We start from the raw sequence: 13,427 nt of genomic DNA, 5'->3' as shown, positions 1-13,427 counted from the left end.
TCAAGGGCTTAGTCATTATCTTCAACTAAGCAGCGAGCAAGTTTGGGTTGGCTGTCAAAGTAAGCAGGCTTTGCCAAAGTGGTTCCGCGAATTGGAGGCGCAAAACTGGCTTTTTTATACCAGTAGCAAGCTGACCCAAACGTTGGAAAAAGACTTTATTACTATAGGGGTGAACAATAGAGAGGTTAAGGCAAGTTGTGCGGAGCTTGCAGCCTATGAGGTCGTCAATGCCATTGGCAAACATATCAGTTTTGAGCATGCCGCGGAGCTGTTTCAAGGATTAGTGAATCTCAGTCCACGTAAAATACAGTCAATACTGAATCGAAGTGAAGCCGTACAAGCTAATCGCGTATTTCTCTTTTTAGGCCACTACTATCAACACCAGTGGAGCAAAAGGCTAGATGAGCAGCAAATCACGCTTGGTGCGGGAAAGCGTCAGGTGGTGGCTCATGGCCGTTACGATGGACGGTATCAAATAACAGTGCCTGCATCGTTTATTAAGACAGAAAAAAATCAATATGAATAAGTCATCGATATACTACCAGCAAGTGACCTTGCTTATTCGGATGCTGCCGCTCGTCGCCCAAGAGAAGGTATTTGCCCTAAAGGGCGGTACGGCTATCAACCTATTTGTGCGCAACTTCCCACGCTTATCGGTCGATATCGATTTGGCTTATCTTCCTTTGGAGCCAAGGGAACAAGCGCTACAAAATGTGAAGGAAGCGCTTGGTCGTTTGACTGCGAAGATCAATCTACAACCGAACCTTAGTGCAGTATTTCAAGACAATAAATATGATGAGCTCAGGGTTGTCGTGACAAGTGATAGAGTCACAATAAAAATTGAAGTCTCTCCTGTTGCGAGAGGTACGCTACACAAAGCGGTATTAATGCCAGTCGTTGAGTTAGTTGAAGAAGAATTTGGGTATGCAGAGATCCCCGTCGTAAGCCTGCCTGATCTATACGGAGGTAAGTTATGTGCAGCGATGGATAGGCAGCACCCAAGGGATCTTTTCGATGTGAAAATGCTGCTGGCGGAAGAGGGGATCACTCGAGAGATTTTAGTCGGCTTTCTCACTTATACACTTAGCCATCCAAGGCCTATTAATGAAGTGATGTCTCCACGCTGGAAACCGCTTGATGAAAGCTTTCAAACTGAATTCAATGGAATGACGACAAAGCCGATTAAACTCGATGAGCTTATTTTAACTCGCTCAGAAATGCTGACAGCGTTGCAGCATCACTTTACTGCAAAAGATAGAGACTTTTTATTATCCTTTAAACAGGGTCAGCCTGATTGGTCATTGTTTGATGAACCGAGCGTCGCGGCACTACCTGCGGTGAGATGGAAGCTATTGAATATCCAAAACCTAGCGAAAAACAAATCCAAGCATCAAGAACAACTCATTAAACTGGCTGATGTATTGGAAGCGTGGGTTGCAGGTCGGATACTGTAATGTGCAGTGTATTGCCGATTTTATCTGATAGTTCGCTGTTTGTGGGCGTTACTTTGGTTCGACTGATTATTGGACCGTCTCTATTCAGCTGAAGGCATTTTACCCGATCACCTTACGCTTAATGACGCGGTGATATCGATATCGAACAATCCATTACAATGATCCGCTCAATCGCGTAACTCAACTAATCGCCAGCGAGGCACCATGCTTAAATAACTGCAAACAGCGTTAGTTTTGCCACCACGGATGATCATGACTGTGGATGCCGTAACTGCCTAAGGTAATGTCACCGCCAGCAGTGCCTGCGGCCACATTATCCGCGCAATAAGTTCAGGAACCGTTGGAGATCACGTCTACGTATAAGACGGCTGGATCTAAACCGCACCCGACTTGCCATTTGTGGAGATTGAGATTTAGCTGCATACGAAATATTTCCCCTATCCTCCAAGCTTCACCCCAAGATTTCGAAGGGTTTGTATTGGCCAAATTCTACGTTTGAATAGTAATAGATTAGAGTTACTAGGAAGATATTTGCTTTATAAATAGGGGACTAACTCCGTGTAAGTCTATGAAAACAAAGAGTGCAGAAAACGCAAACTAGGTTTAAAAGAGGTATTTTTCTAGGCTGACTTTTGTAGAGTATTTTTTGTTAAATACTTTAGTATCAAAGGTTTATTAGGTTTGAGCAACAATCATGGGGTGTCAGGGGTCGGAGGTTCGAATCCTCTCATACCGACCAAATTCAAAATAAAAAAGCCTGTAAACTTAATAGTTTGCAGGCTTTTTTATTTTAATCCGATTTTAATATTCATTTTTAAGCGGTCAAACTATGGTCGAACTCAGGTCAAACAGGCTTTCAATAACCGAGGCCATTCAGGCCCGTTTGCCTTAGTTTTTCTAGGCTAATTTGCCATGTTAATCTCTGCATGTGGCACCTCAGTCCATTCCAAATGATCACGAACATAGACCTTGGTAGACTTCGCATCGGTATGCGCCATGCGGCCTTGAGGATCAATCCCCATATCCGAAAACAATCTTGCAGATAGGGCGCGGATTTCATGAAAAGTCGGTCGCTGATTAACTTCAAGGTGACTAAATAATCCAATGTCATCCCTAACCGTAGAAAATGCTCTGCTAAGGTAGTTTGGATCAAGCTGATAACGATGGTTTGTTTCAGCACTTTGCCTAGTATTTCGCTCAGGAACCCGATGAACAACATACGGGCATAAAATCCCATCACGGCTTCTATCTATAATCCCTTTAATCTCCTGACCGATAGGGATAGCGACATGGCTAGCTTCCTTTTCCTCAACTTTTTGCCTATGGATAAACAGCGTTCCATAAATCCCATCAACCGGAGTTTCAAACCAAATACATCCGCATTGCCCATCCTTAGGCTTTTTAATACTGTACTTAATTCGAGAAATTTCTAACCTTGCCTGTGATGCTTGAAGCGCTAACTCCATTGCTGTTTGTAACCAAAGTGGCGCCGCTGCGTGGATAAGTTTGAAAGCATCCAAACTTAAGCGTTGGCGTTCTTTGCCTTTGGTTTTTCGCTTTTTCATCTTTTTGGCGGCAGGGTTATCAACCATCAGCGATTGATCAATGGCGTAATTAATCAACTTTTCAATGAAACCCAGCTTGCGATTATGCACATTCGCACTCGCGTTAGGATGGTACTGGTTAAGAAATCCATTAATATGCTCAAGGCCAATATCCTGGCTTGGTATAGCCTTGAAGTACTCCTTCACTCTCGACGCATCGTTTAGCATAGTGCTAGCGAATTGCTTACTGGGTGACTCCTCTTTGAAAATGATCTCCATCAAACGGTCAACATGATCAGCAAAAGGAAGTTGCTGCTCAGATTCAATACCGCCCGAAGCCTTTATCAGGTCATCTACAATCAACCCAGAACTTGGGCGCATGATCCGGTTATATTCATTTGCTATCTGTATTGCTTGGATTTTATCTTTACCCAGTGATTTCCTAATACCGTTAATCAGGGTAAAGCGGTAAACGCCAGAGTCGATTTCATATCTTAGATATGAAGGAAGATTCTTATTTACCGGCTTTTTTGGGCGCACCATGATACTTACACCGATTCCGCGACCAGATGCATAACCGCATTACTGACAACCTGCGGAACGCCAAAATACTGATCCTCATACACATAGACAGTGCCACTAATAACGGCACCACGAATTTTACCTTTCAATATCCACGTAGAAATGGTTCTATTTTGCGGCATTGACCCTTTAGTGAACTCGCGGCTAGCCCATTCGCGTGCCTTCATTAACTTTGCAGTGTTTTTCATAATAGCCTCTCTTATTTGCTATGACGTTTGTATGTTTACTTGGCCTTAGGCCGATTCCATCGCAGGAACATAAATGCCTTCAGCGTTGATTTTTGTGGTGCAATTACCTTCTAACGCCTCTCTTTGCTGTCAGGTCATTTACCTTCCGTTGCCAATTCCTTGTCCTTAGGGGCGAAGAACAGTGCGACGGGGCCATCTTCGGTATCGTGAATACTCAGCAAGAATGAGCCGGCCTTGTCGCAAACGGGGTGCCAATCGCTGATATCGGTGTCGCCCTCGTCAAAGTAGCGTTCGATCAGGTTTTCAGGGGCATCGAGTTCAAACCAAATCGCCACAAACTCGCCGCCTTGGCGTGCCGCCCATGCTTCACACTCCACACGGGTCACACCTTCATCCCACTCGGGCAAATCTGGATGGGTCCAATAACCTTCTTCACGTTCAACTGTTGCTGCTTGTATCGGGTTCATGCTGCTTCTCCTTGGCGCAGGGCTTGATATGTTTGCCATGCAGGCAAATCAGTGTTTGATACTCGCCAATCAAGCTCGCCAGCCTTGTCATAGGCCACGGAGCCGCCATATTGAGCACCTTCAAAAGTAAATGTCGCAGTGCAATACAGTTGTGGATATGCACCGTTAAACGCCGTGAAGGTCAGATCAGGGCGCAGTGATAACAGCTGTTGCTTAAAGGCTTCGGCCTTAGCATTGTGTTCCGTGATGTCAGCTTGCTTTTGTGAATGGCACGCCGCGTTGCAATAAAACGCCTCGCCGATGCAGATCACCGCTTCAATGTCCGTCGCATTGCCTTCATCGTCTTCGGCTTTAATTGGGTTGCCGCAGTGGTAACAGGTAAAACACCAACCATCGGCCAGTAATACTTGATAAGGCACGTTGCCTTGCTCAGCGTATTGGTCATATTCAGGGCCGCGAGTCACTGACATATCATCTTCAAACGTCAGATTGAGTTCGCCCGCACCTATGCGGCGAGCGGTGGCAGCATTTTGATGAAACACAATGCATGCGGCGCCCTCGCAATGTTCTTGTACTTGAAACGCTTTTATCTTGGGTGTGCTCATGCTGCTTCTCCTTTTATCCTGAGTTTTGATTCTGCGTTGAGTGCAAATACTTCGGCGTCGGCTTGGTCGAAGTCGCTGCACTCGATGGCGTTAAAAGACTTACAAATGCCCCAGCCTTGATAGTTGTTTGGGGTGTACTTCACTTCGATTTGTTGCTGATCGCACATCAAGGTGAAGTAGGGCTTAGATAATGTGACCACGCCCGCTTTAGTGCTAAACGTATTCATGCCGCCTCCTTGTTTTGGCTGTCGCTTGTTTGGCTGACTGGCGAATGGCAGGGCAGGCGCATTGGGTGATATCGGTACGAATACACTATGGTGCGGCTAATGCCCTTGGCGAGGTTGGTTAAGCCGTTGCCCAATGCTTGCCAGTACAGGCAATCTAACGCGCCCAGCGCCAGCGCGATTTTGATGCTGTCGCCCGTTTTGGCCTTTAGTAACAGGCTTAACTTATGGCTGCGGTAATGATTTAGCAGATGGCGAAACGCCGCTGATTGAGTCATTTAGGCCACCTGCTTTGGTTGCAAAGAGCTTGATTGCAAATGAGTTAATTGCAGCTTGGCCCAGTCGATGGCTTTAATGGCCTCGACCGTGGCAGCGATTTGCTCTAGCTTCTTTTGCCCGCGCATAAAGTTCGACAGTTCGATCCCGTGGCGAGCCGCCGCGCGTTCAGCGGGCAGGGCGCTGGTGTAATGCAGCGTTAACGCGGCAATCACCTCGGGCGAACTAATGCGGGTAAGCGACAGCAATAACGCAACGCGCTCTTGTGATTCAAAGCCCGGGAGTAAGTGGTTCATGCCGCACCGCCTGTGGTACTGATCACCCTGAACTCGATCACCCATAACCACGGGTTAGCATCAACGTTGTGATAGATTTGCTCCCAAGTGCGCAGGAATGCGGTGCGCGGCTTCTCATACCAGCCCGCCGATTTCGCCGCGGCAGAGCATGAATGATCAAAACCCTCTTTTATGGCATCGTCTTCTGAGATCTCATTCAATCGCTCAACCCGAACGGCGGTAACTTCTAGCAGAATGCGCGCCGCCCAGCGTGGCATGTGGATAGAGGGAATAAACCCGCGATATTCAGCGCCACGATAATCAAAGTCTTCATCACCCGTGCCTGCCGTTAATCCGCCACAGACATAATGCAGATCAGGCCAGTGTGCTTTGCTCATTGCCTCACGCACCCACAGCTGATCACCAAGCGTGCCGAACGGTGAAATAAACGCGCAATCTTCATCGCTAACGCCAAAAACCTCATCATTTGCGGCTTGATAGAATCCGCGCTTATCAATGATTGTCGGCGTATACCATTCGGCATTTTTAGAAAATGGCGCCCAATCATCATGCGGCTGAGCTTTAAACATTCTGCGCGTCTGTGTTTTACGGCCATCAAGAATGGCACGCACCATTTCGGTGTTGAAGATAATTGGGTGCTGTTTCATGCCGCCACCTCGTCACATGGGTATTGCTTCCTTACCTTGTTAATCGCGTCTTCCATTGTGGGGTGACGCTCATTCATTCGGCCCTCACGTTGATGGCGCTTATGTGCAACGAGCTTTAACATGCGTGGGCCCGATGGCTCGATTTGAAAGCGGATCATGCGGTCATGTGCAAGAACGACTGCAGTTGTGAGGGCGCTATAGTCGAAGGTAGACATGTAATGCGCGCTAGTACTGTTGATTGATAACCCGTGTTCACCACAGGCTTGGATTTTGCCAAACATGTGATTGCCACCGTTGTGAATGTCACAAAGGAAATCAAAGCACTCACGTTGATCTGCATTGAGCCAAGGGTAATGTTTGGCATAAAAATCATGTTCGTTGCTCATGCTGCCTCCTTGCTTTGGGTCGCTTCATCGTATTGGCGGATGGCAAAAACGATGGCGTAACAGCACCAGATAAAGCGATAGGTGAAGCGGTCTTTCCAGCCATCCCAAAAATCATCTAATGTCATGCCGCCCGCATCTTCTTCATCCCAATTATTGAGGCGATAAACCACATCCCACTCGGCGTTCTCGCGGTTTTGGGTAAACTCCTTAACGGCATTGGTCGCGCTGTTAATTGCCTCAGCCTCTTCTTCGTTCGTTGGATCCAGCCCTTCGACAAACCACTGCAAAAACTGCTCAAGGCGTTGATCGGCTTCCTTGGCATCAAACTCGCGAGTGCCGTCGGTTTTACACTCAGCAAGTACCTTTTCTTCCCAGTAACTCGCGTTCACGCCCCAGTCATCACCGCTTTGGCGAAAGAAGCAAAACATGTCCTGAACCCGAGAAAATACGTAACAGCCCATATCGCCACTGATGCACAGATGCTGCGGCCATGTGGTGATCTCAAAGCGATGCTCAAAGCTGCCTTGGCTGAGTACCATGTGACGGAACACCCCATCATCTTTAAGAATGGTGAGTTGATGTTCGGCCACATCGCTTAAAAATGATGTTCTCGTTGGATGTGTCATACGCTATTCCTTCCTTTTGAATCAGCAGGGCTAAGCTGCGGCTTCGCCGTTAAACACCACCAGATTGATGATGGGTTTCTTGGTTTTGGGGTTCACCTTGTCCGAGAGCTTGTGATAGCGAATATGCACATCGCGGTGGGCTTCTTGGGTCATGGCTAAAACAATGTATTGCTGGCACAGCGCGGGCGTCGATAACGAATGCGACAGGCGTTGTGGCTTCATGGTTTCAAACAAGTGCTTCGCCATATCATCCAACTTGGCTTGGTACTCGTCGGGGCTCAGCTGACGGCGGTTAGGGTGTGCGCCTACTGAGGTGCTGCACTTTTTGGTCGCCTGCTTTTTCGCTAAGGTCATGGACACGCCGTAAACAAAAAACATAATTGCCTCCAACAAGGTGAAACTGTCGCCGTTATCGTTATCGGGATATGGACCATCACCCCTTGGTTGCTTTGCCTTGGCTGCCTTAATCGTGAATGTTCGCGGCGGCTTAGCGGCTCTACTGCTTAGCGGCCGACGGGCGTGGTTGTCGTCATCGTGTGCAGCGGATGCACATTAGTGACGGCTTGCGAGTCGTTACGCCACACCATCACCTTGCCGTACAAGCCTTGTTGGGGCTCAGTGAAGCGCAGGCTGAAATTGAGCCCGAGTTCACCTGTGTGGCGAATGAACTGGCGGTAAAAGGCTGGGCTTGGGTGGTGATAGGCAAAATGCTTGACCAGTTCGGCGCAGCGGGCTTGCACCCGTGGGCAATCCATCGGGTCGGTGTGGCCCTTGGCCAGCGCCATCAAGCAGGCAAAACGTATCGCAACCAGTAGACGAAACTCATCGCGTTGCTTAGGTGTGGTGTGAACTTTCGCTAGAATCATTTCCTTGTCCTCGGTAGTGCCCATTGGGAGTAAGCTCGAAAGGGCGGTCAGTCGTGTATGGTTTAGCTTTTGTTAAAGCTCATGAAGCGTTCCTGTAATTAATATAGCTAAAGCTATTTGATGTGTAAATACCCAAAGCAATAAATATTGCTTTGGGTATATTTCTGAGGGTTTTAAAGTGATTTTTTTCGTAAGGCAATCATATATTTTGCAAGAAATGCAGGTGAGTTGATGTAATTTTCACGACTTAACGTTCTTGGCCGTTAAGTGTAGTCAGTGGGAAAAAATAAAACCGCATAGCGGTTTTATTTTGATTTAGTGTTAAGGCAAGGGTTGTGAAAATACAACCAGTTACTGGAGGAGTTGACCCAAAATAAAGGTGATTAAACGATAACTGAGTACCAAAAAACTCTGCCTATTACCTCTACTGATTCAGCGGGTTTGTCCTCAGGTTCATACTCATCACTATTAAAACTTAAGATGTTTAGCTTATCAGGCGATGAGCGGCGTAGTATTTTAATTCGTTTCCATCCATTTTCGTTGATGGCATAAATTTTCCCATCAACAATTTTCTTATCGTTCGTGTTAACTGCAACAGTTGTTCCATCAGGAATATATGGTTCCATACTGTTACCTCTTGCAGGGAAACAAATCACTCCAGAACCATCTGTATTTGCACCAACTTTACGTAAAGTGGATTTAGAGAACCTTAGCTTGAAGCCGTTGTAATCCTCATCATTAAAAGTTCCATCACCACAGGCAAATTCAACATCTCGCAAAAATGGTACCTCAACTTCATCGCTATTAATGGGGGTTGAATCATCCCAGGTGTCAAGGGTGCCCCATTCTTCTTTCTCGGGTATCTGTTGTTGTCTGCTTGGCTGCTCGCCCATCTTCTTTGGTTCGCGACCATTAAGAAGCCACTCAGGACTTACTCTCAAAACTTTAGCAATTTCATATAGTTTTCTGGTGTTCTTAGTTTTACCCGTTGTTAGTTTCCAGACGCTTGGTTGCGCCATGCCTATAGCCTCACCTAGTGATGCTTGAGTATAACCAGCCTCATCCATGGCCGTTCTTAATCTATCCGCAAAAGATTCATTTTTATTCATAAATGAAATTTATAGCCATAGTTATATCTCGTCAAATACCTAAAGCTATTTACATCGGCAATACCTTTGGCTATTATTTGGTTGATTTAAATGAGTGGAGATATTTTATGGCTGTAAAAGCTATTGTTCAGGCTATAAATGTACTAGGAAGTCAGCAGAAACTTGCTGATGCCTGCAACGTAAAACAGCCATCAGTTTGTGCATGGCTTCATGGCCGGAAAAAAGTTTCAGCAGAAAATGCGAAACGAATTGAAAAGGCAACTCATGGAGCCGTTCCTGCATACAAGATCCGCCCAGACTTGAGCGATTTATTTCCACATCCAAATGAAGCTGCATAATTACTTTATGTGTAATGGTGGTAACTATATGAAAAAAATTGTTTTTATTCATCAATTACTCTCAGTTATTCATCCGTTATATGCAGATGTGCAAAAACATGAAGTAGGTAGGCATTCAGGGAGCATGTCTAAACAGATTTTTGCACTCTTTAGCAAAGTAAAATCTGTAAATTGCAATAGTTGCTTATATCTACGTGATGCAATTTATTTAGTTCATACCATAGGCAACCGCTTGAATTTAAAAGCGACTCTATCAGACCGTCAATACTACCAATCCAAACTCATTTGTACTTCCTACAACTGTAAATTAACAGAGAGAGGCTTATTAGCATGAAAACCAATTCACATAAAAAAGATAGCCGTTTGAATTTGTTGATGAAAACGATTCATCGGGTGTTGGAGTTACCTAAGATGACACGCTTTGCGCTGGCGATAGATTTTGTTGCGGCGGTTGAGCGCCTCGGGCTGAGTGAGGTGTTGGCGGCGGAGGGTATTAGCTTTGCCAGCAGTCAAGACGTACACAACGATGCGCGGATTAATGCGCAAAAGCTGTTCCGTTGGCTTGGTCAGTACGAGGGCCAACATCCGCAGGCTGATCGCTTGTTTCATGTTGAGCAAGCACTGGTGGCGGCGCTGCCTGAGCATTTGCGGGTGCAGTATCTCAATGATGTGTTTGGTTGCACTGGGGTGACTGTGATTGCTGACCGCATGAGTGACGGTCATGTGTTGCATGTGGCCGATATGGCGGCATCGCTCACCAAAGAGAACGCCGAGGCGCAAGTGGCGGTGATCCATTTGGGCGATGAGCCGAAGCGCGAGCAGTTAGTGGCGGCGCACCGCGAGTTAAAAGAGTCGGCGGCAACCACGCAAGCGAGCATGGCGGCGTTAGAACTGGCGTATCCGTATTTAGCGAGTCACGGTGGCAAGGCGGCGCAATACGCGGCCGAGAAGTGACCGCGATGCCGCAATCGAACCTTAACATTAATGTTATCGCTCGCGCTAAGACTGAGCTGCACCAGCAGTTGATCCGCTTGGGTGACATGATCGGCGACGGTTTGCACTTAGAACCCGATGGCAAATGGATTGCGAAAGAGTATGTGAAAGTGGCGCGGGCGTTAGGTTATCGGCCTAAACGTGCGAATCACAGTGCACAGATTAATGCGGTGATGCTTAAGCGGGTGGCTGATGTGCCGTGTGGCCAGTGCGGTTTGGCTTTAAAGCAAACCAAGTCGGGCTCGAAACGCGCCGTGTGTGCCAATGGGCATAAGTGGCAGTTGTTGAAATGACTTGTTGAAACGAGTGAAGGAGTGAATGACATGTTCACAAATCAGTTAAGTGATAACTGGGCGCGTAAAAAACGCAGTTATCAAATTGCCCGCCACAGTTTGGCGACGAATGCGGGCTTGATACCTAAGTGGCAGTGAGGAGGATAAACGATGTTTGATCCTGAATGTTTAATTTGTTGTTTGGAGGGCGGCGCCGCGTGTTCGGTGCATGGGCAAGTTAGCCGTGCTGATGGGCCCGCCGTGGCCGCGCTGACCGAAATGGAAACCGCGCAAGTGACATTACTCATGATGCAGGCAAAGCAGTTAATGCTTAAGGCGATGGCGCTTAAAGCTAAGTCGAACATGCCTAATAGCACTCAGCCTAACGGCAATGAGCTTAGCGCGGCAACCTCTGAACGGGCTGCGTTAAGTGGCGTGAACATGGGCAAAGACATTGCCTGTTTTCATGGGCATACCACGGCGGAGTTGTTTAGGCGAACGCAGGTGGGCCGAATGGTTGAGGTGTTAAGGAACTGCGATGAATTGCAGCATAGTCGCCCCGAGCGTTTGGCGGTTATCGCGACCGACATCGTGGATAAGGCGTTGCTGGGTAGTAGCAAGCAGTTGTTGCTGCCGACGGTGAGCATTGATTGGATTATGAATTATCTGCTGATGGAAGAACAACGCGCGGAACGTTCTATTGCGCTATTGGCGGCGGATGTAGGCGCGGCCGATGCGAGTGCAACTAATGCGAATGCCGCTGATATGAGTGCAATAGCGAAAAGCCGCAACGTGCACATTAAACGGCGTGATTTTTTTAGCCAGTTGCGCAGTAACTTGGCGCACGAGGTTTACTTGCTTGGCAGTGAAGGCGAGCGAGCGGAGGGCAACGGGGCGCATTGCAGTTGATCCCGTTGTTGTAGACATAAGAAAGCCCGCTAAAGTTTGGCGACGAATGCGGGCTTAATACCTAAGAGAGGCAATATCATGTTACTGAAGCATGGGGTTTGCGTCAATTCGAGTTTGTGGGTTGCTCCATTTGGGGGTGACTTATGAGTATGGAATTGATGGTAAAAGCGATGAAGGCCAAGGTGGGTAATCCACTGCGCAAGCTGGTGTTGATCAAGCTTGCTGATAACGCCAATGACCAAGGCGAATGCTGGCCGAGTTACGAGTATATTTCGCAGGCTTGTGAGATAAGCGAGCGGTCGGCGATTAACCACATTAATGCGCTGGTTGACGTCGGACTGGTGCGCAAAATTACCCGCAAGAGTGAGCATAAACGCAATACATCTAACCTGTATATTTTGGACTTTTCATCGTGTGTCCTGAGTGATAAACCTGCTCAAACCCTACCTTTTTCTGAGGGTGCAGCAAATTCACCCCTAGAAAATACTGAGGGTGCAGCAGATTCACCCCTAGCCAATTTTGAGGGTGCAGCAAATGCACCCATGGGTGCAGGAGATTCACCCTCTGAGGGTGCAGGAGCTGCACCCAGAATCTGTCACTCTTTTGAATCTATCAATGAATCTTTAAAAGACTCTTGTCCAGCAACGAGTGCTAAGTCGGTTTTCAATGCGTTTTTCAAAGCCTATCCCGCCCATCGCAAAGGCGGCTCGGATTCGGCTGCGTGGAAAGCGTGGAAGAGTGAAAAGCTGACCGACGCCGATTGTGTGTTGGCGGTGACGTGGTTGAAGGAGGCTGCGGCGCTGGATACGAGTTGGGGCTTTAGCGCTAACGGCCAGTTTGTGCTCGGCATTACCAAGTTTATCCGCGAACGCCACTGGTTAACGCCGTTACCAAGACCGATGGGTACCGCGGTTGGGCAAGCGGATTGGAGTTATGCGGTGTATGACCCTGAGGACCCTTTGATATGACGGCCAACCAAAATGCGAGCATGAAATCACTGCAGACCTTAATCCGCCAGCCGCTGGTTGGGCAGGGGCGTGTTAGCCAACCTGAGCCCACGGCAATGGACATGGCGATTGTGGACAGCGTGTTTAGCAAGTTGCGGGTGTTGTTTCCGGTGAGTGCGCCGCGGCCTGAGGATGAAGCGACCCACAAAGCCGAGTGGCTTAAAACCTTGGCGGCGCAGGGGATTGCCAGCCGCGAGCAAGTGCAAGCGGGGCTGAATCGCGCCAGACGCGAGCAGGGCGATAGGCAGTTTTGGCCGACACCGCGCCAGTTTGCGCTTTGGTGCCAACCCACGGCCTGTGATTTGGGGTTGCCCAAGTTAGAGGCGGCGTTTAAGGAGGCAACGCGCCATTACCATCACCCTGATAAGCATACGTGGAGCCATGATGTGGTGCGCTTAGCGGTACGCGAAACGGGCAGTTGGATGTTTGCAACCGGGCTTGAAAAGGACGTGTTAATGACGTTTGAGCGTAATTACACAGTCTTATGCAGACGCTTTAGCCGTGGCGAGTTGACCGATATTGAGTTGCCAAAGGCACTACCTGAAACGGTGACGCGGCCCACTGAGGCGGCCAAGGCGAAATCGATTATTGCCAATTTACGTGCAAACTTTGGGCTTAAGGGGGCAAACGATGGCGAA

At 47.9% G+C, this 13,427-nt stretch carries 21 protein-coding genes; 8 read left to right on the top strand and 13 right to left on the bottom strand.

The features are described from left to right. Both FW758_RS23205 and FW758_RS23200 read left to right on the top strand, forming a co-directional pair. On the top strand, positions 1-526 hold a 526-nt coding region (locus tag FW758_RS23205; RefSeq protein ID WP_446446660.1), incomplete at its 5' end, for a type IV toxin-antitoxin system AbiEi family antitoxin domain-containing protein. After that, positions 519-1,454, top strand: coding sequence for a nucleotidyl transferase AbiEii/AbiGii toxin family protein (locus FW758_RS23200; protein ID WP_446446659.1), 936 nt, complete (start codon positions 519-521; stop codon positions 1,452-1,454). The genes FW758_RS23205 and FW758_RS23200, both read left to right, overlap by 8 nt. Before the next feature lie 902 nt (positions 1,455-2,356). On the opposite strand, the gene FW758_RS23195 is transcribed toward FW758_RS23200, so the two are convergent. From FW758_RS23195 to FW758_RS23135, 13 genes are all read right to left on the bottom strand, one after another. Next, positions 2,357-3,541, bottom strand: coding sequence for a recombinase (locus FW758_RS23195; protein WP_347099234.1), 1,185 nt, complete (start codon positions 3,539-3,541; stop codon positions 2,357-2,359). A 5-nt stretch (positions 3,542-3,546) separates the two neighbouring features. Further along, positions 3,547-3,768: a hypothetical protein gene (locus FW758_RS23190; RefSeq protein WP_012089465.1), complete on the bottom strand. Its 222-nt coding sequence runs from the start codon at positions 3,766-3,768 to the stop codon at positions 3,547-3,549. Between the two features lie 134 nt (positions 3,769-3,902). Continuing rightward, positions 3,903-4,235: a hypothetical protein gene (locus tag FW758_RS23185; protein ID WP_446446658.1), complete on the bottom strand. Its 333-nt coding sequence runs from the start codon at positions 4,233-4,235 to the stop codon at positions 3,903-3,905. Further along, positions 4,232-4,840 carry a hypothetical protein gene (locus FW758_RS23180; RefSeq protein WP_446446657.1) on the bottom strand — a complete coding sequence of 203 codons (609 nt, stop codon included), beginning with the start codon at positions 4,838-4,840 and terminating at the stop codon, positions 4,232-4,234. The genes FW758_RS23185 and FW758_RS23180 overlap by 4 nt, the downstream gene beginning before the upstream one ends. Further along, positions 4,837-5,067, bottom strand: a complete 231-nt coding sequence (locus FW758_RS23175; RefSeq protein ID WP_446446656.1) for a hypothetical protein — start codon at positions 5,065-5,067, stop codon at positions 4,837-4,839. The genes FW758_RS23180 and FW758_RS23175 overlap by 4 nt, the downstream gene beginning before the upstream one ends. Continuing rightward, complete coding sequence (locus FW758_RS23170; protein WP_446446655.1) at positions 5,064-5,342, bottom strand: hypothetical protein; 279 nt, start codon at positions 5,340-5,342, stop codon at positions 5,064-5,066. Before FW758_RS23170 ends, FW758_RS23175 begins: the two co-directional genes overlap by 4 nt. Next, entirely contained in the window at positions 5,343-5,636 is a 294-nt protein-coding gene (locus FW758_RS23165; protein WP_012089462.1) for a hypothetical protein, read from the bottom strand. After that, a complete protein-coding gene (locus FW758_RS23160; protein WP_446446654.1) occupies positions 5,633-6,283 on the bottom strand; it encodes a hypothetical protein in 651 nt (216 codons plus the stop codon). Before FW758_RS23160 ends, FW758_RS23165 begins: the two co-directional genes overlap by 4 nt. After that, positions 6,280-6,669, bottom strand: a complete 390-nt coding sequence (locus FW758_RS23155) for a hypothetical protein (protein WP_259578933.1) — start codon at positions 6,667-6,669, stop codon at positions 6,280-6,282. The genes FW758_RS23160 and FW758_RS23155 overlap by 4 nt, the downstream gene beginning before the upstream one ends. Then, the gene (locus FW758_RS23150; protein ID WP_259578932.1) at positions 6,666-7,295 is read right to left on the bottom strand and encodes a hypothetical protein; all 630 of its coding nucleotides are present in this window, start codon (positions 7,293-7,295) and stop codon (positions 6,666-6,668) included. The genes FW758_RS23155 and FW758_RS23150 overlap by 4 nt, the downstream gene beginning before the upstream one ends. 30 nt (positions 7,296-7,325) lie before the next feature. Next, complete coding sequence (locus FW758_RS23145) at positions 7,326-7,673, bottom strand: hypothetical protein (RefSeq protein ID WP_446446653.1); 348 nt, start codon at positions 7,671-7,673, stop codon at positions 7,326-7,328. Positions 7,674-7,798: 125 nt separating this feature from the next. Further along, positions 7,799-8,161, bottom strand: a complete 363-nt coding sequence (locus tag FW758_RS23140; RefSeq protein ID WP_446446652.1) for a hypothetical protein — start codon at positions 8,159-8,161, stop codon at positions 7,799-7,801. Positions 8,162-8,544: 383 nt separating this feature from the next. After that, positions 8,545-9,270: an XRE family transcriptional regulator gene (locus FW758_RS23135; RefSeq protein WP_311900152.1), complete on the bottom strand. Its 726-nt coding sequence runs from the start codon at positions 9,268-9,270 to the stop codon at positions 8,545-8,547. 2 nt (positions 9,271-9,272) lie between these two features. Between FW758_RS23135 and FW758_RS23130 the strand changes: the two genes are divergently transcribed. The 6 genes from FW758_RS23130 to FW758_RS23105 form a co-directional block, all read left to right on the top strand. Then, positions 9,273-9,608 (top strand): YdaS family helix-turn-helix protein, encoded by a 336-nt coding sequence (locus FW758_RS23130; RefSeq protein WP_446446651.1) that lies wholly within the window; start codon positions 9,273-9,275, stop codon positions 9,606-9,608. Positions 9,609-9,938: 330 nt separating this feature from the next. After that, complete coding sequence (locus FW758_RS23125) at positions 9,939-10,562, top strand: hypothetical protein (protein WP_446446650.1); 624 nt, start codon at positions 9,939-9,941, stop codon at positions 10,560-10,562. A 5-nt stretch (positions 10,563-10,567) separates the two neighbouring features. Further along, positions 10,568-10,894 (top strand): hypothetical protein, encoded by a 327-nt coding sequence (locus FW758_RS23120; protein ID WP_259559687.1) that lies wholly within the window; start codon positions 10,568-10,570, stop codon positions 10,892-10,894. Between the two features lie 150 nt (positions 10,895-11,044). After that, positions 11,045-11,782: a hypothetical protein gene (locus tag FW758_RS23115; RefSeq protein WP_446446649.1), complete on the top strand. Its 738-nt coding sequence runs from the start codon at positions 11,045-11,047 to the stop codon at positions 11,780-11,782. A gap of 143 nt (positions 11,783-11,925) precedes the next feature. Next, positions 11,926-12,750, top strand: coding sequence for a helix-turn-helix domain-containing protein (locus FW758_RS23110; protein WP_446446648.1), 825 nt, complete (start codon positions 11,926-11,928; stop codon positions 12,748-12,750). Beyond that, the coding region (locus tag FW758_RS23105) for a replication protein P (protein WP_446446647.1) at positions 12,747-13,427 on the top strand (681 nt) is incomplete at its 3' end. The genes FW758_RS23110 and FW758_RS23105, both read left to right, overlap by 4 nt.

The sequence above is a fragment of the Shewanella sp. 1180_01 genome (assembly GCF_052850535.1).
The sequence above is the reverse complement of the archived record's forward strand: the minus strand, read 5'-3'. Positions and strand labels throughout refer to the sequence as shown.